Consider the following 22706-nt stretch of genomic DNA (forward strand, 5'->3'; position numbering starts at 1 on the left):
GCGGATCACGGCGCGGCGCGGCGGGACCCGTCGGCGGACGCGGACAGCGCCGCCGCCGGGCACTCCGGCGGGCGTGCCACCGAGCACTCCGCCACGCACCGCGGCGGCCGTCCCGCCGCATGCGACGCCTCGGTCCCGTATGGGGAGGCGTACGGCGACTCGTACGGGGAGGTGTCCATGCCTGCGAGCGGACGGCCGGAGGGGGCGGACCGGGAGACGGCCCGTGCCGGACGGCGGGTGGCGCAGGGCGCGGTGGGCCGCGCCGAGGCGCCCGAGCCGGGTGAGGAGCCGCGCCACGGGCAGCGCCCGCACCACGGCGGTGAGGGAGTGGGGCGCCCGCGGGAGGGCGGCGGTCCGTCCGGCGCCGGGCGGTCGCGGCCGCGCGGCGGTGAGCCGGGCGGGTCGGTGCCGGAGCAGGCGCCGCACGGCGGACGGCCGGCGGCCTCGGGTGCCCCGCACGGTGAGGTGTCGCGGCCGGCGGCCGGGGAGGCCACCGGCGAGCAGGTGCCCGCACCGGCCGGTCCGCCACCGACCCCGCTGCCCCCTCCCCCGGCCCGCTCGGCACATCCCGGCGAGAGCGGCGAGGTGGCCGCGGCCCGGCAGGCGGGCGGCGACCGGCTGCGTTTCATCGGGGCGGCGACCCGGCGGATCGCCCGGGGCATCGACCTCGACGAGATCGTGCTCGGGCTGTGCCGGGCGACGGTCCCGACATTCGCCGACGCGATCCTCGTCTATCTGCGGGACCCGCTGCCGGTCGGCGACGAACGCCCGACCGGTCCGGTGGTGCTGCGGCTGCGCCGTACCGACCGGATTCCGGAGGAGCCGGACACCAACGGCGGCCGGCTGCCGATGCTGCCCGCGCAGCCCGATCTGGGCCCGGCGATGGGCGGCAGCGCGGCGGAACTGGCCGAGGTGGAGCCCGGCGGTCCGCTGGCCGAGGTGCTGCGGGGCGTACGGCCGCTGTTCGGCGAGGCACAGGCGGCGCGGACGGCGCTGCCCGAGCTGCTGGGGCCCGACCCGCGGCTGCCCAGTGGCCACCGGGTGATTCTGGCGCCGCTGCGCGGCCGCCGCCGGGTGATCGGCGCGGCGGTGTTCCTGCGCCGCCCGGACCGTCCCGCGTTCGAGCCGGACGATCTGCTGGTGGCGGCGCAGCTCGCGACGCACACCGCGCTGGGTGTGGACAAGGCGGTGCTCTACGGCCGCGAGGCGTATATCGCCGACGCGCTCCAGCGCACGATGCTGCCGGACTCGCTGCCGCAGCCGACCGGCGTCCGGCTGGCCAGCCGCTATCTGCCGGCCGCCGAGACGGCCCGGGTGGGCGGCGACTGGTACGACGCGATCCCGCTGCCCGGCAGCCGGGTGGCGCTGGTCGTCGGCGATGTCATGGGGCACTCGATGACCTCGGCCGCGATCATGGGCCAGCTGCGGACCACGGCCCAGACGCTGGCCGGGCTGGATCTGCCGCCGCAGGAGGTGCTGCACCATCTCGACGAGCAGGCCCAGCGGCTGGGCACGGACCGGATGGCGACCTGCATGTACGCGGTCTACGACCCGGTCGCGCACCGGATCACCATCGCCAACGCGGGCCATCCGCCGCCGGTGATGCTGCACCGCGGCGGGCGCGCCGAGGTGCTGCGGGTGCCGTCGGGCGCGCCGATCGGCGTCGGCGGGGTGGACTTCGAGGCGGTGGAGCTGGACGCCCCGGCGGGCGCCACCCTGGTCCTGTATACGGACGGCCTGGTCGAGTCGCGGATCCGGGACGTGTGGACCGGGATCGAGCAGCTGCGGGAGCGGCTGGCCGAGACGGCCCGGCTGACGGGTCCCAACCCGCCGCCGCTGGAGCCGATGTGCGACGAGGTGCTGGACATGCTGGGCCCCGGCGACCGCGATGACGACATCGCGCTGCTGGCGGCCCGGTTCGACGGGATCGCGCCCAGCGATGTCGCGTACTGGTATCTGGACCCGAAGGCGCAGACGGCCGGTCAGGCCCGGCGGCTGGCCCGGCGGGCGCTGGCGCGCTGGGGCCTGGAGGAGCTGACCGACCAGCTGGAGCTGCTGGTCAGCGAGGTGGTGACGAATGCGGTGCGGTATGCGGAGCGGCCGATCACGCTGCGGCTGCTGCGCACGGACGTGCTGCGCTGCGAGGTCGGTGACGATGTCCCGCAGCTGCCGCGACTGCGCCAGGCCCGGCCGTCGGACGAGGGCGGGCGGGGTCTCTACCTCGTGAACCGGATGGCGCGGCGCTGGGGCGCGACCCGGCTGAGCATGGGGAAGGTCGTCTGGTTCGAGCTGTCGATGCCGCCGGGGACGCCGCGCCGCTGAGGTCTGCCGGGCGCCCGGCCGCGTCCCACATATTGGACCCCGTCTGAGACCGGACGGGGTCCAACTCTTGCCGACAGGCCGTCGGGGGAGTTCACTGCTTGGGTGGACGTAAGGGACTGCCTGCCCCAATTCGGGCGTTGCGGCCCCGGCTCCCCGCCGTCGAGACAGGAGGCACTCCTCCATGACCAGCACCGCGCACCACGACCCGCGCACCACGAACAACGCCGGCATCCCGGTGGAGAGCGACGAGCACTCACTCACCGTGAGTCCCGACGGCCCCATCCTGCTCCAGGATCACTACCTCATCGAGAAGATGGCCCAGTTCAACCGCGAACGGGTCCCCGAGCGGGTGGTGCACGCCAAGGGCGCCGGCGCGTACGGCTTCTTCCAGGTCACCAACGACGTCAGCCAGTTCACCAAGGCGGATCTCTTCCAGCCGGGCAAGACCACCGAGATGCTGGCCCGCTTCTCGACCGTCGCGGGTGAGCAGGGGTCCCCCGACACCTGGCGCGACCCCCGTGGTTTCGCGCTGAAGTTCTACACCCAGGACGGCAACTACGACCTGGTCGGGAACAACACCCCGGTCTTCTTCGTCCGGGACACGATCAAGTTCCAGGACTTCATCCGCTCGCAGAAGCGCCGCCCGGACAACGGGATGCGCGACAACGACATGCAGTGGGACTTCTGGACGCTCTCGCCGGAGTCGGCGCACCAGGTGACCTGGCTGATGGGCGACCGCGGTATCCCCAAGACCTACCGCCACATGAACGGCTACGGCTCGCACACCTATATGTGGGTCAACGCCGGTGGCGAGAAGTTCTGGATCAAGTACCACTTCAAGACCGACCAGGGCATCGACTTCCTCACCCAGGAGGACGCGGACCGGATCGCCGGCGAGGACGGCGACTACCACCGCCGCGATCTCTTCGAGGCCATCGACGGCGGGAACGTCCCGTCGTGGACGCTGTATGTGCAGGTCATGCCGTTCGCGGACGCCCCGGACTACCGGTTCAACCCATTCGATCTGACCAAGGTCTGGCCGCACGGCGACTACCCGCTGATCGAGGTCGGGCGGATGACGCTCAACAAGAACCCCGAGGACTACTTCATCCACATCGAGCAGGCGGCGTTCGAGCCGTCCAACATGGTGCCGGGTGTCGGCCCCTCGCCCGACAAGATGCTGCTGGGCCGGCTGTTCTCCTACGCGGACACCCACCGGTACCGCATCGGCCCGAACTACGCCCAGCTGCCGCCCAACCGGCCGCGGGTGCCCGTCCACTCGTACGCGAAGGACGGCCCGATGCGGTACGAGCCGTCCCGCGCGGCCCGGCCCTACGCCCCGAACAGCTACGGCGGCCCGACGGCGGACACCCGGCGCTACGGGGAGCCCGCGGGCTGGGAGACCGGCGGCGAGATGGTCCGCGAGGCCTACACGCTGCGCCGGGACGACGACGACTTCGGCCAGCCGGGCACGATGGTCCGCCAGGTCCTCGACGACGCCGCCCGCGACCGGCTGGTCAGCAATGTCTCCGGTCATCTCCGCAACGGCGTCAGCCGTCCCGTGCTGGACCGCGCGGTCCAGTACTGGCGCAACATCGACAAGAACGTGGGCGACCGGATCGCCCACCACGTCAACGGGGGCTGAGGCGGCGGCCGACGGGAGGACGCTCGGCGCTCGTGCCGGTCAGGCAGCCCGCTGCCGGCGCTCCAGAGCCCTGGCCGCGCGACGCCGCGGCAATGCGGTGGGGTCGGTGGCGCCGGCTCCCTCGCCGGGCGCGTCACCCCACGCGGCGATCTTTTTCGCGACCCGGGCCAGGCCGGGGTCGCGCGGCTGCACCGCGATCTCGAAATGGCTCTCCTTCGCATGCCGCTTGTCGCCACCCCACGAAACGGTGCCTTCGCAGTCCGCGAGAACATCTCGAATGATCAGCAATTCGTTCGGGAAGAATCCGCCGGTGACCCCCACCGGATATCTTCCCGGCCGGATCGCGATCGCCGTTCCCGAGAGGTAGTTGCTCTCGTAGTCCTCGGTGAACGCCCAGTGGCGGGTATGCCCGGACACCTCGCCCTCTCCCAGGCCCGCTATCTCGTAGTGGAATCGCCGGACCACATGGAGCAGGACCGTGGCGACGTCGCCGGCCAGGAGGGGAACGCTGAGGGAACCGGCACCTTGGATGCGATGCGACGTCGCCTCGCCAAGCACCGGCCAGCCGTTCTCCGTCACGCTTCCGGACCAGCCGGGGTTTTCGTTTTCGGCGGCGGCAGCGGATCCCGTCATGCCACCGGTCCAGAGAGCCGCACCGCCGGCGAGGCCCAGACCGGCGAGCAGAATGCGCCGGCGATCCGGGCGGAACGTCAAGGATAAGGGGTCATTCATGGGCTTCATGGACTTCATGGGCAAGCTCCTTCTTGTGCTTGATCGCTCTTCTCACGGCCGTGGCTGCGCACAGTGCGACTCCCGCCGCACAGACGAAGAGCACCGGGTTGACCCAGGAGGGCACGAGGTCGACGGTCGTGCCGTCCGTCCACTTGCAGACGCGGGACAGCGGAAACAGCGTCTCGGTAAGGGAATCGGGCCGGTTCGACGGGCCCTTTCCGGACTCCACTCCACAGATTTTCGGCGCCTGAGTGAAACCGGACATCAGGCCGATGAAGTACACCGGCAGACCGATACTCACATTGAGGCACAACACCTTCACCCACAGCGCCGGCCCCTTCTTGCTGTGCAGCGCATTACTCATCGAGACCGGCCCATGTTCTCTTTCTGATTCTTGAGGTACCGGGCCCGCAGTCGCGATTCCTGCCCGGCACGGGCTTGCAGCGTATCGGCGAATCCCTTACAGAATTCGGTGAGCTTTCCCCCGGGCAGCATCCATGGCATGAGAACAGAGCCGCTACCACCGGCATTCTTGCTGATCAGGTACTCGCGGCCCAGGGAGATGGTCGGGTCAATTTCCATCGTGAGCATATAGCGTGCCAGATCTGTCGCAGTGGCGACCGAACCGCCGAAGCGCTGAGTGAAGTAGTCCTTGAAGCGCGTGACGCCGCCGGTTTCTGCGTACTGATGGCGGACGGCCTGCACAATTGTCTTCTTCCGGCGCACCTGCTCCGCAATGAGGTAACCATCGGCGTCCTCCACGAGGTCACCGAACCCGAACGTGGAGTCGACTCCGATCTTCCCCAGCCTGGCCTGGCAGTAGTCGTATCCGGACGGGTAGCTCTCATGGTCACGACGCCACTCCCCGTACAGGGTGAAGATGTCGCCGGCCCAGCCCCCCACGTCCCCGGCCCCGCCGCGGGTGGCGCTCGACGGCTGCTCCTTCACATAGTGGGCGTTGGCGGTGGCAAGCATGTGCTCGGCACCGAGCGGGTGCCCGGTGAAGGGGTCCTTGAACTCCTCGTAGATGTACGCTCCGTGCTCATCGGCGTAGTCGATGAAGCCTTGGTCCGGATCACCGATGAGCGCCCACCACGTGAGGTCGCCGTACGAGCGGTTCCGCACGTACTCCATGACGAGGCGATCCGGGTCACCTTTCCCGTAGCTCTTTGCCAGCCCGTAGAGCATTTCGACGTACGAGATGAATCCGTCTGCCGGGGAGGCCGTCTTGTGCACACTGTTCTGACCCTCGTCAGTACCCGCACGATGGGCATCCTTATCCAGATCATAAGGGCCGTCGGAGGAGGGGATCTTGCTGACCTCTTTGATCTGGGTGAATGACCAGTTGGTCGGCATCGGGAATCCGAGATTCCCAGAAAAACCCCATGACATCCCCGAGACAAAGGAATACCGGGCGTAGGTTTCCTTGGTCACCTTCGAGCACACATTCCGCGATCCGTAGACGCCGTGAATATAGCGTTTCCCCTTACTGCCCAGCGCGGACGAAATGCCGTTGAAGTAGGGGACGATGTTCGACGCTATCTCTTCCCTGGTGGCATCGTAGTCCACGGCGAAATAGATAACGGTGCCGCGATTGAACCCGTACGAGGTGGCGCGTTCATGCGCCTTGAGGCCATGCTGGTAACCGGCCGTGTACGTGAAGTCGACCAGCCGGCGCCCGTTGTCCTGAAAGATGGGGAATACATTCAGGCCGGCCTTGAAAATATTCTCCAACTCGCCGGGCTTGAGGTACTTGTCGATGCTGTTCGGTGGCTGATAGATGTAGCGCCCGACATACCGGTGACCGGAATTGTAGAGATCCCGGCCGATGGCAGGGGTGATGGTGAATCGGGTATCACACCCGTTTACCTTGCGGTCCGGGTCTCCGGTGGACACCAGCAGCTGAGCCCAGGTGGCGAAGTCACCTATCTCCGACGCAGGCAGGTTGGAGAACTTCTGGAACTCCCTGACGAAGGTGGTGAGAGCGGAGTCGAATGAGCTCTTGAAAGAAGTGATGTACGTCGCGGTGCCCGTGTACACCGGCTCGTTGAAGACGCAGGCCGCAGAGAAGAGTTGCACGAATACACCGGAGTCGCCGGGAGACAGGACATGCCTCTTCAGTCCCGTCTTCGTGCCCTCTCCGAAGTTTCCGGTGACCTGATCCTCAGGAATTCCCAGTTCATACTGGATGGCTTTCATGAGCGCCGTCTGAACATCGCGTGAGTAAATGCCGTCACACGGCCCCACATAGAAGGTTGACTTCTTGAAATAGCGGCCGTTCAGCCATTGCTGGATTTCCCGGACCTTTTCCGAACCGCCGGTGAGCAGCACATACGCGTCCATGGTCAGCAGGGCCTTGAACAGCTTGGGCTGCACCATTCCATTCGAATCATCAAGGCCCGCATTGGCCTTGAGCTGAGCAACCGATTCCTCCGTGTCGCCGTCGTACGTCCCCTCACCGTCACCGCCCGGGTAACCCTTGCAGAACAGCGCGTGCTGGACGATCTTCCGGATGTTGGTATTCGGTTCACCCGAACCGATATCTCCGCGCGCGGACAGCTTGGACAAGGTGGTGGGGCCGAAGCTGTCCGAGAGAGTGGGGATCCCCAGTTCGTGCTGGAGTGCACGAGTGAGGGAGTACATGGTTGCCCAGCCGGTGCTGCCGTTCTCCGGGCACTTCGTGTAGCCCGCCACACGTGCGTAGGTCGCATTGACCCACTTCTGGGCAGCGAGCACTCTCTCGTCAGCCATGTCTCTTCTCTCCTTAGGTGAACGCCGAAGGCTCCGCCGGCCCGGCTCTCCGGCATTCCGGGAAGGGCAGTGCGGAGGTAGGGCGTGTGCATCTGATGACGACGGCCGGGGATTCCGGCGCGGCACGAGCCGGGGACGGCGTGACGAAGAGGGAACAAGCGCGCCCACAAGTGAGCAGAATGCTGTTCCCGAATGGATTGCCGGTTCTGCTCGGCTCGTTGATTACTTCCGGTGGCCCGCAACAGCGGGGCTGTTGCGGGCCGGCCCTGGATGGTGGGGCCACCTGGCTGACAGGAGTGCACCGCACGCCCCGTCAGCCATTTTGGAGATCAGTCACACGGCGGGACGGCCAGCTGCCTGTCGATGATCGCGGCGTGTGAGTTCTTGGAGTCCTTCATGATCGCGGTGACTTCGGCGCAGAAGCCCTTTTTGACGCGGACCGGACCGGCGTACCGGCTGAAGTTGCCCTCATTCGTGACGCAGGGCTGACCGGGAGAGTTCTGGCACAGCTTGAGCTTCATGTACTTGGTGAAGCCCGAGTTGTTGTCGAAGACGGCGCAGGACGCGCCGGCTCCGTTCTGGTAGGTGAAGAGGGTGCCGAGTCGGGTGTTCGCGTCCGGCAGGCGCTCGGCGTACGTGAGCTTGTATCCGGAGCCGCACAGCGAGGCCGTCGCCTGCACCGCCTGCGGGTCGGCCGCGGCGATGACTCGGGTTTCGCTATTCGTCCACGGCAGGAGTGTGACGTCGGAGGTCTTCGGCGCCGCGGAAGCAGAGGCTTGCGGAACGACGAGACCAAAGGCCGCAATCGATGTCACGGCCACCAAGACACGGGCCGTGGACTGAAACTTGCCAGGCATATGTTTCCCCCATAGATGCCGATCCGTGGTGCAAGACCAGAGGCCAGAAAAGCAGCTGCTCCCCAACAGCCTCCGGCTCACGGCGAGTTCATTCGCCTTGGGATCAGCGCGGAGCTTAGCGGTGGAACGGTTCTCCGGGAAAGGGGGAATCTTTCACCTGTCCGGCGAGTATCGGCCCGCCGTGACTGCATGTCGCGGCCATGGGGCACTTCCGAGTCAACACGCAGACGGTATAGGCCACTTATCGCTACCGGCGCTACATAAAGTCAGCGTGTGCTGTCCATCACGATGGAGAAGCGGCCTCCTTTGGGAAGTCCCCATGCCCTTCGAGGTTCCGCGACCCGGTGCAGGGACGAGAGAGGGGCACCCGAAGCTTCGGGTGCCCCTCTCTCGGTGCCGGCCGGACCGACGGCGTCAGCCGAAGTCGGACAGGCTGTTGGTGCCCTTGCCGCCGTCGGCGTTCCCGCCGGTCGGCCGGCCGCCGGTGTCCCCGCCGTCCGTGCCGTCCGGCGGCGGGGAGGAGGTGGGGTCGGTCGGGGTGGCCGGGTCCGACGGCTTGCCGCTCGTGGTGTCCGACGGCCGCCCGCTCGGCTTGGACGGGGTCGGCGACGGGCTCTTGCTCGGCGTCTCGGACGGCGACGGGGAGGTCGACGGGGTCTTGCTCGGCGTCGGGGTGGGGGTCGGCGGGACGCCGGCACCGAGGTCGGTGTCGAGGTCGAACTCCGCGCCCGTGTTGCCGCCCAGCGCCGACTCCGTGTAATCGGCCCACACCCGGGCCGGGTAGCCGCCGCCGTTGACCCGGCCGCCGCCACCGGTGCCCTTCAGGGTGACCTGGGTGCCGCCCTTGGGGGACTCGCCGAACATGCCGACCGCGGTGACCAGCTTGGGCGTGTAACCGACGAACCACGCCGACTTGTTGTCGTCGGAGGTACCGGTCTTGCCGGCCGCCTGGTACGCGGTGTTCTTCACGGCCTCCGAGGCGGTGCCGTCGTTGACCACACCGGTCAGGACCGAGGTAAGGGTGTCGGCGGTCCGGCGGCTGAGGACCTGGTCGCCGATCGGGTCCTTCAGCGGGACCGAGGTCTCGACGCCATCGACCGGGTGCACGGCCTTGGTGACCAGGGTCGGGGTGACCTTCTTGCCGTGGTTGTCGAGCGTGGCGTAGGCCCCGGCCATCTGGAGCGGGCTGGCGCCCATGGTGCCCAGGGTCATCGCCGGCTTGGCGTCGATCTTGGAGCCGTCCATGCCCAGGCTGACCGCGGTCTTCTTGATCTCTTCCAGGCCGACGTCCGCGCCCATCTGCGCGAAGACCGCGTTGACGGAGTTGTTGGTCGCCGTCTGGACGCTGATCTTCCCGTACGGGTGCTCGTCCTCGTTGGGCGGCGCGAAGGGGATGTCCCCGCCGACGACCGGGCGGCGGTTACGGCCGTCGTAGATCGTGTTGGGGGTGATCGGGACGCGGTCCTGGGTGACCGCGTTGTTCTCCATCGCCGACGCCAGGATCAGCGGCTTGAAGGTGGAGGCGGGCTGGTAGTCGGAGCGGGTGGCGTTGTTCGTGTAGTGCTTCGGATAGCCGGCGCCGCCGTACATCGCCACGATGCGCCCGGTCTTGGGGTCCACCGAGGTGGCGCCGAGCTGGGCGTCCCCGTCGACCTTGCGCTTCTTGGGGTCGAGGTCGTCGGTGAGCTTGCGCTTGACGGACTGCTCCAGCGCCTTCTGCTTGTTCTTGTCGATGCCGAGGGTGACGGTCCAGCCGCCGGCCTCGAATTCGGACTCGTCGACGCCCTGGGCGAAGAGTTCCTGCTTGGCCTGCTTGACCAGGTAGCTGGTCTGGCCGCTCATGCCGGGCAGCGGCTTGGGGCCCTGGGGCACCTCGAACTTCTGCTTGGCCCGGTCCGCCGCGGAGAGCCACTTCATGTCGACCATGTTGTCGAGGGTGTACGCCCAGCGCTCCTTGACCCGCTTCTTGCCGGCCTCGGTCGCACTGGACCAGTCGTACTGGCTCGGCGCCTGGAGGAGCGACGCGAGGTAGGCGCCCTCCGAGACGGTGAGCTTCTCGACGTCCTTGCGGAAGTAGGCCTGGGCCGCGGCCTGGATGCCGTAGGCGCCGCGGCCGTAGTAGCTGGTGTTGATGTACCCGGCGAGGATGTCTTCCTTTTCGTACTTGTTGTCCACCTTGAGCGAGATGACGATCTCCTGGAGCTTGCGGGAAACCGTCTGCTCCTGGCTCAGGTAGTAGTTCTTGACGTACTGCTGGGTGATCGTCGAGCCACCCTGCTTGCCCTGACCCCGCAGGGTGTTGAGGACTCCGCGCAGGGTGCCCTTCAGGTCGACGCCGGAGTCGTCGTAGAAGGACTTGTTCTCCGCGGCGACGAAGGTGCGCTGGACGTCCTTGGGTATGCGGTCGAGCGGCACCGTCTCGCGGTTGACGTCGCCCACCCGCGCCAGGACCTTGCCGTCGGCGTACTTGTAGACATTGCTCTGCAGCTTGGCAGCGCTGTTGCCCTTGGGGATGTCCACGTACAGATACAGACCGATGAATCCGAGGATGCCCAACAGGCACACCCCGAGAAAGGCCCCGAGGAGCTTCTTCCAGGTGAAGAAGCGGCGTATGCCGGACTTCTTGTCTGTCTGCTTGGCACGGCGAGCGCTCCCCTGTCGCGCTCGTCTCGCTTCCGCTCGGCCCATCGCTTCAGCAACTCCAGTCGTTCCGCCCCCAGCTAACTCAGCTGTTGAAGCTAACACCGCATCTGTAAACAAATACTCATCGATCAAGGCTTTTCCTGACGTGACAAACAGCACCCGTCACGACGGAACCATGGGGTGGGTTTTGCGCGTCACCCCGCCCTCACCTGGAGTCTTGCCATCGGAGAGCCCCCGCACAGTACTGGACGCCGCGACTCGCCAACGGTTAAAGTGCTATCACTTTGCTAGACCAGCGACATCACCAATTGCGGTGGACATCACGCACCGCACCTGGAGAAACGGGGACCCCATGACCGACCAGACCTCGGCCGACCGCACCGGCGGCGCCGGCGACGACCTCACCGTCGACACCCCCGAGATGCCCAGACCACAGGTCCGCGAGGTCACGGCCCACAGCATTCCGGGCGGGCTCGCCCTGCTGCTGACCGTGCTCGGCGTCGCGCTGGGCATCGCCGTGATCGTCGTCGGCGGCATACTCGGCGACGGCGGCAACAACGCGGTAGCCGTCCCGATGTTCATCGGCGGCATCCTGCTGCTGCTCACCTCGTTCTTCTGCATGACCGGCGTGAAGATGGTCGCGCCCGGCGAGGCCCGCGTCATCCAGCTCTTCGGTCGCTACGTCGGCACCATCCGCACCGACGGCCTGCGCTGGGTCAACCCGCTCACCAGCGCACGGAAGATCTCCACCCGGGTGCGCAACCACGAGACCGCCGTCCTGAAGGTCAACGACGCCTACGGCAACCCCATCGAGCTGGCCTCGATCGTGGTCTGGCAGGTCGAGGACACCGCCCAGGCGCTCTTCGAGGTCGATGACTTCCTGGAGTTCGTCGCCACCCAGACCGAGGCGGCCGTCCGGCACATCGCGATCGAGTACCCCTATGACGCCCACGACGAGGACGCCCTGTCGCTGCGCGGCAACGCCGAGGAGATCACCGAGAAGCTGGCCCAGGAGCTGACCGCCCGGGTCCAGGCCGCCGGCGTACGGATCATCGAGTCCCGCTTCAGCCACCTCGCCTACGCCCCCGAGATCGCCTCCGCGATGCTCCAGCGCCAGCAGGCCGGCGCGGTGGTGGCGGCCCGCCAGCAGATCGTCGAGGGCGCCGTCGGCATGGTCGAGCAGGCACTGGCACGGATCAGCGAACAGGGCATCGTCGAGCTGGACGAGGAGCGAAAGGCAGCCATGGTGAGCAATCTGATGGTGGTGCTGTGCGGCGACCGGGCCGCCCAGCCGGTCCTGAACACGGGCTCGCTGTACCAGTGAGTTCCGATACCCCCGAGGGGCCCGGCGCCGAAAGCGGGCGGGCCCCCGCGCGACGGCCGCAGCAGCGCAAGCAGGTGCTGCTGCGGCTGGACCCGTTGATCCACGACGCCCTGGCCCGCTGGGCCGGCGACGAACTCCGCAGCGCCAACGCCCAGATCGAGTTCCTGCTGCGCAAGGCGCTGGCGGAGGCCGGCCGGCTGCCGAAGGGAGCGGGGGCGATACCGCGGCGGGGGCGGCCGCCCAAGGAGCCGGACGCGGACTGACGCGAGCTGCGGACTGACGCGGACTGCCGACTGACGTGGGCCGACCGGGTGCTATACACCGCACGTATACACCCCCGACACACCCCCGAGTAAGGTGTGCGCCATGTCGATCGGTCATACGCTGCTGGGCCTTCTGGAGTCCGGTCCGCGCCATGGGTACGACCTCAAGCGGGCCTTTGACGAACACTTCGGGCAGGACCGTCCGTTGCACTACGGGCAGGTCTACTCCACGATGTCCCGGCTGCTGAAGAACGGGCTGGTCGAGGTGGACGCCGTGGAGGCCGGGGCCGGGCCGGAGCGGAAGCGGTATGCGATCACGGACGCCGGGGTCACCGATGTCGCGCAGTGGCTGGCCCGCCCGGAGAAGCCCGAGCCGTATCTCCAGTCGACGCTCTACACGAAGATCGTCCTGGCGCTGCTGACCGGCCGGAACGCCGCCGAGCTGCTGGACAGCCAGCGCGCCGAGCATCTGCGGCTGATGCGCGGGCTGACCGAGCGCAAGCGCACCGGTGACCTCGCCGACCAGCTGATCTGTGACCATGCGCTCTTCCACCTCGAAGCCGATCTGCGCTGGCTGGAGCTGACCGCCGCGCGGCTGGACAAACTGGCGGAAGCGGTCCGCCCGTGACGCCGGAGGGTTCTTCCCCCAGCTCCGCTGGGAGATGCCCCCAGCTCGCGGCGGAGGGGCTGTGCAAGTCCTACGGGGCGACACCGGCGCTGGACGACGTGGAGTTCTCCATCCACCCCGGTGAGGTCGTCGCCGTCATGGGGCCCTCCGGCTCGGGCAAATCGACCCTGCTGCACTGTCTGGCCGGGATCATCCGCCCGGACGCCGGTACGGTCCGCTACGGCCCGCACACCCTGACCGGCCTCAGCGACGCCCAGCGCAGCGCCCTGCGCCGTACCGACTTCGGCTTCGTCTTCCAATTCGGGCAGCTGGTGCCGGAGTTGACCGCGCTGGAGAACGTGGCGCTGCCGCTGCGGCTGAACGGCACCAAGCGCAAGGAGGCCGAACGGCAGGCCCGCGAGTGGCTGGAGCGGCTGGAGGTCGAGTCGGTGCACGACCGGCGGCCCGGGGAGATATCCGGCGGACAGGGCCAGCGGATCGCGGTCGCCCGCGCCCTCGCCACCCGGCCGCGGGTCGTCTTCGCGGACGAGCCCACCGGCGCGCTGGACTCGCTCAACGGCGAACGCGTGCTGAACCTGCTGACCGACGCCGCCCGGGAGAGCAACGCCGCGGTGGTCCTGGTCACCCATGAGGCCCGGGTCGCCGCGTACTCCGACCGGGAGATCGTCGTCCGCGACGGCACAGTGAAGGACATGCCGGCGGGCTTGATATGAGCCTGCCGCGCTCGCGGGCCGGGCGCGACGGCGGGCCCGGCGAGGACGGCGGACACCGCGACGACCGCGCGCCCGCCACCCCCTCCTCCCCGCCCACCGGCCCCGGCGCCTGGGCCCGGGACCTCGCGATGGGCATGCGGTTCGCGGCCGGCGGCGGCCGCGAGGGCTGGATCCGTACGGCGCTGACGGCCGCCGGCGTCGCCCTGGGCGTGGCCGTCCTGCTGCTCGGCTCGTCCGTGCCGACCCTGATGGACGCCTGGCACGGCCGGGAGAAGGCCCGCGAGAACCTGGGCCAGGTGCACGAGCCGCCGGCCGCCGACGACACCGTGCGCTACACCTCGACCGACACCGTCTTCCACGGAGCACCGATCCGTGGCCGCCTGGTGCGCCCGGACGGCGCGCATCCGCCGGTGCCGCCCGGCATCCGCCATCTCCCCGGCCCCGGCCGGATGCTGGTCTCCCCCGCGCTCAAGGAACTGCTGGACTCCCCCGAAGGCGCGCTGCTGCGCGACCGGCTGGACCACAAGGTGGCCGGCATCATCGGTGACGAGGGTCTGCGCGGCCCACGGGAGCTCACCTACATCGCCCAGAGCACCACCCTCGCCGCGCCCGACGGCTACCGCATCGACCACTTCGGCAAGAACTGGCACCCGGCGCCGATGCGGGCGCCCGCCGTGGTCCTGGTGATCATGACGTGTGTGGCGCTGCTGACGCCGGTGCTGGTCTTCATCGGCACCTCCGTACGGTTCGGCAACGAACGCCGGGAGCGCCGGCTGGCCGCGCTCCGGCTGGTGGGCGCCGATGTCCCCACGACCCGCCGGATCGCCTCGGGGGAGGCGCTGTTCGGCTCGCTGCTGGGGCTGGTGGCGGGCGGGGCGCTGTTCCTGGGCGGCCGGCAGTGCGCTTCGGTGATCACGCTGTGGGACATCAATGTCTTCCCCTCGGACGTGACCCCCGGCCCGCTCGCCGTGGCACTGATCGCCGTGCTGGTGCCGACGGCGGCGGTGGCGGTGACGCTGTTCGCGCAGCGCGGGGTCACCGTCGAGCCGCTGGGCATCGTCCGCCGCCGCCCGCCGGTCCGGCGCCGGCTGTGGTGGCGGCTGGCGCTGCCCGCCGTGGGCGCCCTGCTGCTGGTGCCGCTGGCCCGGGAATCCCCGTGGCGGGACACCCCGTTCAACACCCTCCGGCTCGCGGCCGGTGCGCTGCTGCTGCTGCTCGGCGTCACCGCGCTGCTGCCCTGGCTGGTCGACGCGGTGGTCGGCCGGCTGCACGGCGGGCCGGTCTCCTGGCAACTGGCCGTCCGCCGGCTCCAGTTGAACAGCGGATCGGCCACCCGCGCGGTCAGCGGTATCACCGTCGCGGTGGCCGGTGCCATCGCGATCCATATGCTGCTGACCGGTATGCAGTCCGGTTTCACCCAGGCGTACGCCGAGTCCGGCAAGCTGCCGCGGATCGGCCTGTGGGGCAACGCCCGTGACTGGCCACAGATCCAGCGGGCGCTGACCGCGCTGCGCGCCACCCCCGGGGTGACGGCGGCCCGCGGCACCATCGACGCCAACGCCGACCTGCTGCCCGCCCCCGGGCAGCCCCGGCCCACCGACCGCTGGACGACGATCGCCATCGGCAGCTGCGCCGAGCTGCGCACCCTGGCCCGGCTGGACTCCTGCCGGGACGGCGAGGTCTTCCTCACCGGCGCCCGCGGCCACCCCCTCACGCCCGGCGCACCCCTCGATCTCAACGCCCCGTACGAGAAGGGCGATCCGGTGCGGCCGCACCCCTGGAAGGTCCCCACGGCGGCGCGCGACGCCCGGCTGCGTGACCCCGGGCGCGCCCCCGACCGCGTCCGCTACGACCTGCTGGCCACCCCCGCCGCGGTCGACATCGGCCGCTTCCGGTCCCCCAGCGCGGAGTACCAGGTCGACTTCGACCGTGGCACCGCGGACGCGGTGGAGCACATCCGCAACACCGCGGCTCATATCGACCCGACGATGGCCGAGCTCTCCTCGGTCGACAATCCCCATGACGCGCAGTACTCCAGCGTCCGCAACGGCCTGTTCGCCGGCGCCGTCATCACCCTGCTGCTGATCGGCTCGGGCCTGATCATCTCCACCGTCGAACAGCTCCACGAGCGCCGCCGCGTGCTGTCCACCCTCGACGCCTACGGCACCCGCCGCAGCACCCTGGGCTGGTCGGTGCTCTGGCAGACCGCCCTCCCGGTCGTCCTCGGCCTGGGGCCGGCACTGGGCTGCGGCCTGGCGCTGGGCACGCTGCTGCTGACGATGACCGACAGCGCGGTGACGGTGGATATCCCGGTGGTGGTGGGGATGACCGGCATCGGCGGCGGCGTGATCCTCTTCGTGACGGCGCTGAGCCTGCCGCCGCTGTGGCGCCTGATGCGCCCGGACGGCCTGCGGACGGAGTGAATCTGCGAGATCATTCCGGCGCAGCAGTGCACATCAACTGCCCAAGGGGGGCCCTTTATGCGTCGGCTTGTCTATTGCATCGCTTCCACTCTCGACGGTTTCATCGCGGGCCCTGACGGCGCGGACCCCACCGGTCCGGACGGCTTCTGGCCGATCGCCGACGACTACGTCAAGCATCTGGCCGCCGAACTGCCCGAGGTACTGCCCGTCCAGGCCCGCTCGGCGTTCGGCATCACCGGCGAGGGCACCCGCTTCGACACCGTCCTGGAGGGCCGCCACACCTACGAAATCGGCCTCCGGGCCGGCATCACCGACGCCTACCCCCACCTGCGGCATCTGGTCTTCTCCCGGACCCTGACACAGAGCCCGGACCCGGCGGTGGAGCTGGTGGCCACCGACCCGGTGGCGAAGGTACGCGAGCTGAAGGGCGCGGACGGCAAGGACATCTGGCTGCTGGGCGGCAGCACACTCGCCGGCGTGCTCTACCCGGAGATCGACCAGCTGATCGTCAAACTCAGCCCCCTCACCCTCGGCAGCGGCATCCCCCTCTTCTCCCAGGACACCCCCTTCGCCCCCCACACCTGGGAACTGACCGAACACACCGTCCTCCAGAGCGGCTCGGCCTTCCTGACGTATACGCGGGCGGGGGCGGAGTAGAAGCTGCGGCGACGCTCTCGAACGGGCGAACATCGTGGTACGGGACGTACCGGCCTGCCCGGCCTACGATGATGCTCTCGATACCAGCCACTAGGAGGCGCCATGTCTGCCGCAGCGGTCGAGCACCCCTGTGATGGCAAGTCCGCGCTGCTCAAAGAAGCGGAGCGGCTCGCCGAGAAGCTTCCCGGCTACCGCATCGAGATCATCGGGGGAGAGCTCACCGTGACGCCACCGCCGGACGGCCCGCACGGGGATGCGCTGACCGACCTCACCTTCGCGTTCGCGGCCGCGCACGGCGCGGAGACACGGGTGGCGCAGGCCATGGGCCTATGGCTCCCGGACGGCCCCGAGGACTACGCCATCCCCGACCTCGCCGTGGTCGACGCCGACTACCGTGATCACCTCATCGTGGAGAACTGCTACGACCCGGCCGTCTTCCGCCTGGTGCTCGAAGTCACGTCGTCCAACTACGCCACCGACCTCAAGAAGAAGGTCGCCGCCTACGCGATCGCCCAGATCCCGGTATACGTGGTCATCGACCGTAAGAAGGACCGGATTCACGTCCTGACGGACCCCTTCGCCAACGAGTACCGCTGCCACCGCGTCCATGCCCCCGGGCAACATGTCGTCCTCCCCGATTCCCTGGGCACCGAGATCACCCTCGACGTGGCAGCGATCCTCGACGTCGCCCGCCCCTGACCCTCACTCCTTCACGATCCGCACCGGCAGTCCCCGCAGCGCCCCGCGCAGCGCCTCCGCGAACTCCTCGAATTCCTGTTGGCGGGCGGCGCCCGTGCGCATGGCCAGGGCGATTCTGCGGGAGGGGGCCGGGTCCGCGAAGTAGCCGGTGGTGAGCTGGTCGTTGCGGCCGGTCTCGACGCGGAGGGCGGTGCGGGGCAGGAGGGTGACGCCGAGGCCGCCGGCGACCAGCTGTACGAGGGTGGACAGGCCCGCGGCGCTGGTCGTCACGGGGGTGTTCTCGTCGCGGCCGGCCTCGCGGCAGATGTCCAGGGCCTGATCGCGCAGGCAGTGGCCCTCGTCGAGCAGCAGCAGGTCCAGTTCCTGGAGGGCCTGGCGCGGGATGTCGCCGCGGCCGCCGAGCCAGTGCTCCTTGGGGGCGACCAGGACGAAGTCCTCGTCGAAGAGCGGGAGTTCGGCGATCTGGGGGACACCGAGGGGGACGGCGAGCAGCAGCAGGTCGAGACGGCCATGGGCCAGGCCGTCCAGGAGGGAGGCGGTCTGTTCCTCGTGTACCTGGAGGTCCAGGTCGGGGTAGGTCTCATGGACCAGCCGCAGCACGGCCGGCAGCAGATACGGGGCGACGGTCGGGATGACACCGAGCCGCAGTACGCCCGTGAAGGGCGCGCGGGCCGCCTCCGCCTCCTCCATCAGATCGCCGACGGCCTCCAGGACCACACGGGCCCGCGCGGCCACCCGCTCCCCCGCGGGCGACAGCAGCACCTTGCGCGTCGTACGCTCCAGCAGCTGCACTCCGAGGGTCTCCTCCAGCGCGGAGACCGCCCCGGAGAGCGCGGGCTGGCTCATTCCGATCTCGGCCGCCGCCTCGCGGAAATGCAGATGCTCGGCCACCGCCGCGAACGCGCGCAGCTGGGCCAGGCTGGGCTGGCGGGGCCGGCCGCCCAGGTTTGCCGGTGACGCCACTGATAACCACCTCCGATCAACATCAACCAGTCTAGCTATTTCCCTGATCAATGGCAGCTGTGGCACTGTGTAACCCGTCCAAGCCTCAAGGAAAGTCCTCAAAAGGGACTTTCTGCGCAACAAGGAGAGTACGTGCTCACTGTCGGTGACAAGTTCCCCGAGTTCGACCTGACCGCCTGCGTTTCGCTGGAAAAGGGCCAGGAGTTCGAGCAGATCAACCACAAGACCTACGAGGGCAAGTGGAAGATCGTCTTTGCGTGGCCCAAGGACTTCACCTTCGTGTGCCCGACCGAGATCGCCGCCTTCGGCAAGCTGAACGACGAGTTCGCCGACCGTGACGCCCAGGTTCTCGGCTTCTCCGGCGACTCCGAGTTCGTGCACCACGCCTGGCGCAAGGACCACCCGGACCTGACCGACCTGCCCTTCCCGATGCTCGCCGACTCGAAGCACGAGCTCATGCGCGACCTGGGCATCGAGGGCGAGGACGGCTTCGCGCAGCGCGCCGTCTTCATCGTCGACCAGAACAACGAGATCCAGTTCACGATGGTGACCGCCGGTTCCGTCGGCCGTAACCCCAAGGAGGTCCTGCGGGTCCTCGACGCGCTGCAGACCGACGAGCTGTGCCCCTGCAACTGGTCCAAGGGCGACGAGACCCTCGACCCGGTCGCGCTGCTCTCGGGCGAGTGACACTCCGCTAGCGAACTGGAGGCAGATCTGACATGGCTCTCGACGAACTGAAGTCCGCGGTACCGGACTACGCCAAGGACCTCAAGCTGAACCTCGGTTCGGTCATCGGCAACAGCGACCTGCCGCAGCAGCAGCTGTGGGGCACCGTGCTGGCCTGCGCGATCGCCTCGCGCTCGCCGAAGGTGCTGCGCGAGCTGGAGCCGGAGGCCAAGGCCAACCTCTCCGCCGAGGCGTACAACGCCGCCAAGTCGGCCGCGGCCATCATGGCGATGAACAACGTCTTCTACCGGACCCGGCACCTGCTGTCGGACCCGGAGTACGGCAACCTGCGTGCCGGTCTGCGGATGAACGTCATCGGCAACCCGGGCGTGGACAAGGTCGACTTCGAGCTGTGGTCGCTGGCCGTCTCGGCCATCAACGGCTGCGGTATGTGCCTGGACTCGCACGAGCAGGTGCTCCGCAAGGCCGGTGTGGACCGCGAGACGATCCAGGAGGCCGTCAAGATCGCGTCCGTCCTGCAGGCCGTCGGCGCCACGCTGGACGCCGAGGCCGCGCTCGCCGAGTAATTCCCGGTACGCGCGGACACCCGCAGAGCAGAACCCCCGCAGACCTGGCGTCTGCGGGGGTTCTGTGCGTCCGGTGCGTGGTGGGGCTACTCCCGGGGCTCGTCGGAGAGGCGCGGCGTGGGGGGCGGGGTCGGGGCCACGGAGAGCGCGGTGGCGCCGCGCGGGGCCACCGACATCCGTAGCGCCTGTTCCGTGGAGTAGGAACGGAGGTAGCCCACCACCGTGTTGGTGACCGCCACCAGGGGGACCGCCACGACCGCGCCGCCGATGCCCGCGATCAGCCCGCCCGCGGCCACCGAGAGGATCACCGCGAGCGGATGCACCCGGACCGCCCGGCCCAGGATGAACGGCTGGAGGACATGGCCCTCGATCTGCTGGACGGCCAGCACGACCGCCAGCACCATCAGCGCGGTGAACACCCCGTTGGCGACCAGCGCGATGACACAGGCCAGCGCGCCCGAGACCACCGCGCCGACCAGCGGGATGAACGCGAACAGGAAGATGAAGACGGCGAGCGGGACGGCCAGCGGCACATTGAGGAAGTAGAGCCCGATACCGATGAAGATGGCGTCGATCAGGGCGACGACGACCGTGCCGCGCACATAGGCGGTCAGGGTGCGCCAGGCCCGCGGGCCGGCGCCTGCCACGCCCTCGCGGGCCGCACCGGGGACCAGCTTGAGCAGCCAGTTCCAGATCCGCCGGCCGTCGTAGAGCAGGAAGAGCGTGGTGAACATCGCGAGCAGGATGCCGGTGAACACCTCCAGGATGACGGTGACGCCCTCCAGACCGGCCGAGGTGATCGCCTCGGTGTTGGCGCCGACCGCATCCTGGAGATTCTTCGCGATGTGGTTGATCTGACTCTCGGTCACATGGAACGGGCTCTTCAGCAGCCAGCCCTTGAGCTCGGTGATGCCCTCCTGAATACGGCTGGAGACCGAGTCGATGTTGTCCTGGACCTGCCACACGACGAACCAGCCGACCAGGCCCATGACCACGAACCCGCCGATGAAGGTCAGCGCGGTGGCCGGCCCGCGCGGCAGCCCACGCGCACGCAGCCAGCCCACGGTGGGCTGCAGCAGCGCGGTGATCAGCGTGGCCGCGATGAAGGCCAGGACGACCAGTTCGATGGTGGTGATGACGCGCGCCAGCACCCACAGGGTGGCGGCCAGCACCAGCAGCCGCCAGCCCGCCTCGGCGGCGACGCGTACGCCCCACGGCACCGCGTCGACCGGATCGGGGCGGGCCGCGACGGCCGGGGCGTAGGAGGGCGGGGCGGGCACGGACTCCGGCGGGCGGCCGGCGGCCGCCGGGGGCTCCTGCTCCGCCCCGGGTCCGGGCACCCCGTCCACCGCCGCGGGCAGCTGCGTACGGGGGACGGTGAGCGTGCCCACCGAACGGTCGCCCGCTGAACGGTCACCCGCGGGGCCGTCGTCCGCCGAGCTCTCGGCTGCGGAAGCGTCCGCGTGCTCGGCACGCCTCAGCTCATCCGGGTCGCCGGCCTCCCCGAAGGAGTCTGACGGGCTTCCTTCAGAGGAGGCCCCCATCGAGGCCTCCGCGCGGCGGCGCTGTTCCTCCAGCCGCTGCGAGAGCCGCGTCAGACCGGCGCCGAGGCCACCGACCCACTGAGGCAATCTGGACATGTCCTTCCTCTTCCCCTCCCACGCGCCACAAGCTGACGGCACGACGTTACCTGTGCGGCACGCGCGAAACCCCCGACGCGGGCGCGTTCGGGGGTTTCGGAAGTGCGGTGGTGCGGCTTACGGCCTAGTACCAGCTGTTCGCCTGCCAGAACGACCAGGCACCACAGGGGCTGCCGTAGCGGTCGTTCATGTAGTTCAGGCCCCACTTGATCTGGGTGGCCGGGTTCGTCTGCCAGTCGGCACCGGCCGAGGCCATCTTGGAGCCGGGCAGCGCCTGGACGAGCCCGTAGGCGCCCGAGCTGGCGTTGGTGGCCTTGTAGTTCCAGCCGGACTCGTGGTCCACGATGTTGCTGAAGCACTGGAACTGGTCGCTCGCCATCATCTGGCGGGCCATGGACTGCGTCTCGGCGATGGAGTACGAGCCCTTGGAGACGAAGTCGCTCGCGTCGCGCGTGGCGGACCGGGAAGCGGCCAGCGTCTTCTCGCGCTTCTCGGCGTCCTTCTTCGCCTTCGCCTCGTCCGCGGCGTCCTTCTTGCTCTTCGCGGTCTCAGCTGCGGCCTTGCGTGCCGACTCCTGGGCGGACTTCAGCGCTGCCGTGTCTGCCTGGGTGGACTGGTCGTCCGCCTGCTGCGTCAGGGAAGCCGTCTGCACCTGGGCCTGTGCGCCCGCGGGAATGTCGGCGATCGTCGCATCGGCAGCGGTGGCCTCGGTGTTGCTGACCGAGGCAGGCTCGTTGCCCGCAGCGACGCCGACTACGGCGCCGACGGTGGTGACCGCGGTGGCGGATGCCACGGCGAATCCCCGGACCGAGATCCGGCTCACACGTTTTCCTTCCAGCATCGCCCGCATAGGTGACCTCGCGGACGCAATCGTGCCCCTGACGCTGGTCTCCCCTTGTTCCGGGCCCGGTTGAACGGATGGGTCCGGCTGGTCACGGGAGGCACTGGCCCGGTACGTCCCCCTCGGGGTCCGCGTGGTGCTCGGGCGGCATACGGCTGTTCGCTATGAAGTTCGAGTTCGTTCCACACCGCTGGGGGTGCTGATGCTGCCGTATGCGGGGCCTGACAGGAACCAGACTCTGCCCGACCGGCACGCCGCGAGGCAATTCCCCGCTGGGTGTGAAAGCTCACACCTCGTTTACGGCAAACGATTTTCGGATATCCACTCGCAGCACAACGCCGCCCGGCTAAGC

At 69.0% G+C, this 22706-nt stretch carries 19 protein-coding genes; 11 read left to right on the forward strand and 8 right to left on the reverse strand.

Features of this window, described 5'->3' with window-relative positions:
- Positions 1 to 177 precede the first annotated feature (177 nt).
- Entirely contained in the window at positions 178 to 2322 is a 2145-nt protein-coding gene (locus ACZ4XD_RS26765) for a SpoIIE family protein phosphatase (protein ID WP_468046242.1), read from the forward strand.
- Positions 2323 to 2503: 181 nt separating this feature from the next.
- Positions 2504 to 3967 (forward strand): catalase, encoded by a 1464-nt coding sequence (locus ACZ4XD_RS26770; protein WP_468046150.1) that lies wholly within the window; start codon positions 2504 to 2506, stop codon positions 3965 to 3967.
- Positions 3968 to 4006: 39 nt separating this feature from the next.
- On the opposite strand, the gene ACZ4XD_RS26775 is transcribed toward ACZ4XD_RS26770, so the two are convergent.
- From ACZ4XD_RS26775 to ACZ4XD_RS26795, 5 genes are all read right to left on the reverse strand, one after another.
- Positions 4007 to 4717 carry a hypothetical protein gene (locus ACZ4XD_RS26775; protein WP_468046152.1) on the reverse strand — a complete coding sequence of 237 codons (711 nt, stop codon included), beginning with the start codon at positions 4715 to 4717 and terminating at the stop codon, positions 4007 to 4009.
- Positions 4692 to 5063 (reverse strand): hypothetical protein, encoded by a 372-nt coding sequence (locus ACZ4XD_RS26780; RefSeq protein WP_468046154.1) that lies wholly within the window; start codon positions 5061 to 5063, stop codon positions 4692 to 4694. The genes ACZ4XD_RS26775 and ACZ4XD_RS26780 overlap by 26 nt, the downstream gene beginning before the upstream one ends.
- On the reverse strand, positions 5060 to 7450 hold the full coding sequence (locus tag ACZ4XD_RS26785; RefSeq protein WP_468046156.1) for a glycoside hydrolase domain-containing protein: 2391 nt from the start codon (positions 7448 to 7450) through the stop codon (positions 5060 to 5062). Before ACZ4XD_RS26785 ends, ACZ4XD_RS26780 begins: the two co-directional genes overlap by 4 nt.
- Positions 7451 to 7779: 329 nt before the next feature.
- On the reverse strand, positions 7780 to 8265 hold the full coding sequence (locus ACZ4XD_RS26790; RefSeq protein ID WP_468046158.1) for a hypothetical protein: 486 nt from the start codon (positions 8263 to 8265) through the stop codon (positions 7780 to 7782).
- 456 nt (positions 8266 to 8721) lie between these two features.
- Positions 8722 to 10995, reverse strand: coding sequence for a transglycosylase domain-containing protein (locus ACZ4XD_RS26795; protein ID WP_468046160.1), 2274 nt, complete (start codon positions 10993 to 10995; stop codon positions 8722 to 8724).
- 307 nt (positions 10996 to 11302) lie between these two features.
- Between ACZ4XD_RS26795 and ACZ4XD_RS26800 the strand changes: the two genes are divergently transcribed.
- From ACZ4XD_RS26800 to ACZ4XD_RS26830, 7 genes are all read left to right on the forward strand, one after another.
- On the forward strand, positions 11303 to 12274 hold the full coding sequence (locus ACZ4XD_RS26800; RefSeq protein ID WP_468046162.1) for an SPFH domain-containing protein: 972 nt from the start codon (positions 11303 to 11305) through the stop codon (positions 12272 to 12274).
- Positions 12271 to 12537 carry a type II toxin-antitoxin system antitoxin gene (locus tag ACZ4XD_RS26805; protein ID WP_468046164.1) on the forward strand — a complete coding sequence of 89 codons (267 nt, stop codon included), beginning with the start codon at positions 12271 to 12273 and terminating at the stop codon, positions 12535 to 12537. The genes ACZ4XD_RS26800 and ACZ4XD_RS26805 overlap by 4 nt, the downstream gene beginning before the upstream one ends.
- Positions 12538 to 12640: 103 nt before the next feature.
- Positions 12641 to 13165, forward strand: a complete 525-nt coding sequence (locus ACZ4XD_RS26810; protein WP_468046166.1) for a PadR family transcriptional regulator — start codon at positions 12641 to 12643, stop codon at positions 13163 to 13165.
- On the forward strand, positions 13162 to 13878 hold the full coding sequence (locus ACZ4XD_RS26815) for an ABC transporter ATP-binding protein (protein WP_468046168.1): 717 nt from the start codon (positions 13162 to 13164) through the stop codon (positions 13876 to 13878). Before ACZ4XD_RS26810 ends, ACZ4XD_RS26815 begins: the two co-directional genes overlap by 4 nt.
- Entirely contained in the window at positions 13875 to 16301 is a 2427-nt protein-coding gene (locus ACZ4XD_RS26820; RefSeq protein WP_468046170.1) for an ABC transporter permease, read from the forward strand. The genes ACZ4XD_RS26815 and ACZ4XD_RS26820 overlap by 4 nt, the downstream gene beginning before the upstream one ends.
- A 57-nt stretch (positions 16302 to 16358) precedes the next feature.
- Positions 16359 to 16958 (forward strand): dihydrofolate reductase family protein, encoded by a 600-nt coding sequence (locus ACZ4XD_RS26825; protein ID WP_468046172.1) that lies wholly within the window; start codon positions 16359 to 16361, stop codon positions 16956 to 16958.
- A 102-nt stretch (positions 16959 to 17060) separates the two neighbouring features.
- Entirely contained in the window at positions 17061 to 17657 is a 597-nt protein-coding gene (locus ACZ4XD_RS26830; RefSeq protein ID WP_468046174.1) for a Uma2 family endonuclease, read from the forward strand.
- 3 nt (positions 17658 to 17660) lie between these two features.
- On the opposite strand, the gene ACZ4XD_RS26835 is transcribed toward ACZ4XD_RS26830, so the two are convergent.
- Complete coding sequence (locus tag ACZ4XD_RS26835; RefSeq protein WP_468046176.1) at positions 17661 to 18620, reverse strand: LysR substrate-binding domain-containing protein; 960 nt, start codon at positions 18618 to 18620, stop codon at positions 17661 to 17663.
- Positions 18621 to 18752: 132 nt separating this feature from the next.
- Between ACZ4XD_RS26835 and ACZ4XD_RS26840 the strand changes: the two genes are divergently transcribed.
- Positions 18753 to 19307 (forward strand): peroxiredoxin, encoded by a 555-nt coding sequence (locus ACZ4XD_RS26840; protein WP_018089323.1) that lies wholly within the window; start codon positions 18753 to 18755, stop codon positions 19305 to 19307.
- A gap of 32 nt (positions 19308 to 19339) precedes the next feature.
- Positions 19340 to 19873 carry an alkyl hydroperoxide reductase gene (locus tag ACZ4XD_RS26845; RefSeq protein ID WP_042148022.1) on the forward strand — a complete coding sequence of 178 codons (534 nt, stop codon included), beginning with the start codon at positions 19340 to 19342 and terminating at the stop codon, positions 19871 to 19873.
- A gap of 86 nt (positions 19874 to 19959) precedes the next feature.
- On the opposite strand, the gene ACZ4XD_RS26850 is transcribed toward ACZ4XD_RS26845, so the two are convergent.
- Together ACZ4XD_RS26850 and ACZ4XD_RS26855 are read right to left on the reverse strand one after the other, a co-directional pair.
- A complete protein-coding gene (locus tag ACZ4XD_RS26850; protein ID WP_468046179.1) occupies positions 19960 to 21513 on the reverse strand; it encodes an AI-2E family transporter in 1554 nt (517 codons plus the stop codon).
- 124 nt (positions 21514 to 21637) lie between these two features.
- Positions 21638 to 22336, reverse strand: coding sequence for an aggregation-promoting factor C-terminal-like domain-containing protein (locus tag ACZ4XD_RS26855; protein WP_468046181.1), 699 nt, complete (start codon positions 22334 to 22336; stop codon positions 21638 to 21640).
- Positions 22337 to 22706: the final 370 nt, after the last annotated feature.

The sequence above is a fragment of the Streptomyces sp. NPDC029466 genome (assembly GCF_055574515.1).

What these genes read in the sequence shown, in the direction of transcription:
- ACZ4XD_RS26775 (WP_468046152.1), bottom strand. Translation starts at nt 4,717, where the DNA reads ATGAAGTCCATGAAGCCCATGAATGACCCCTTATCCTTGACGTTCCGC.
- ACZ4XD_RS26850 (WP_468046179.1), bottom strand. Translation starts at nt 21,513, where the DNA reads ATGTCCAGATTGCCTCAGTGGGTCGGTGGCCTCGGCGCCGGTCTGACG.
- ACZ4XD_RS26765 (WP_468046242.1), top strand. Translation starts at nt 178, where the DNA reads ATGCCTGCGAGCGGACGGCCGGAGGGGGCGGACCGGGAGACGGCCCGT.
- ACZ4XD_RS26800 (WP_468046162.1), top strand. Translation starts at nt 11,303, where the DNA reads ATGACCGACCAGACCTCGGCCGACCGCACCGGCGGCGCCGGCGACGAC.
- ACZ4XD_RS26845 (WP_042148022.1), top strand. Translation starts at nt 19,340, where the DNA reads ATGGCTCTCGACGAACTGAAGTCCGCGGTACCGGACTACGCCAAGGAC.
- ACZ4XD_RS26785 (WP_468046156.1), bottom strand. Translation starts at nt 7,450, where the DNA reads ATGGCTGACGAGAGAGTGCTCGCTGCCCAGAAGTGGGTCAATGCGACC.
- ACZ4XD_RS26825 (WP_468046172.1), top strand. Translation starts at nt 16,359, where the DNA reads ATGCGTCGGCTTGTCTATTGCATCGCTTCCACTCTCGACGGTTTCATC.
- ACZ4XD_RS26770 (WP_468046150.1), top strand. Translation starts at nt 2,504, where the DNA reads ATGACCAGCACCGCGCACCACGACCCGCGCACCACGAACAACGCCGGC.
- ACZ4XD_RS26820 (WP_468046170.1), top strand. Translation starts at nt 13,875, where the DNA reads ATGAGCCTGCCGCGCTCGCGGGCCGGGCGCGACGGCGGGCCCGGCGAG.
- ACZ4XD_RS26830 (WP_468046174.1), top strand. Translation starts at nt 17,061, where the DNA reads ATGTCTGCCGCAGCGGTCGAGCACCCCTGTGATGGCAAGTCCGCGCTG.
- ACZ4XD_RS26810 (WP_468046166.1), top strand. Translation starts at nt 12,641, where the DNA reads ATGTCGATCGGTCATACGCTGCTGGGCCTTCTGGAGTCCGGTCCGCGC.
- ACZ4XD_RS26780 (WP_468046154.1), bottom strand. Translation starts at nt 5,063, where the DNA reads ATGAGTAATGCGCTGCACAGCAAGAAGGGGCCGGCGCTGTGGGTGAAG.
- ACZ4XD_RS26795 (WP_468046160.1), bottom strand. Translation starts at nt 10,995, where the DNA reads ATGGGCCGAGCGGAAGCGAGACGAGCGCGACAGGGGAGCGCTCGCCGT.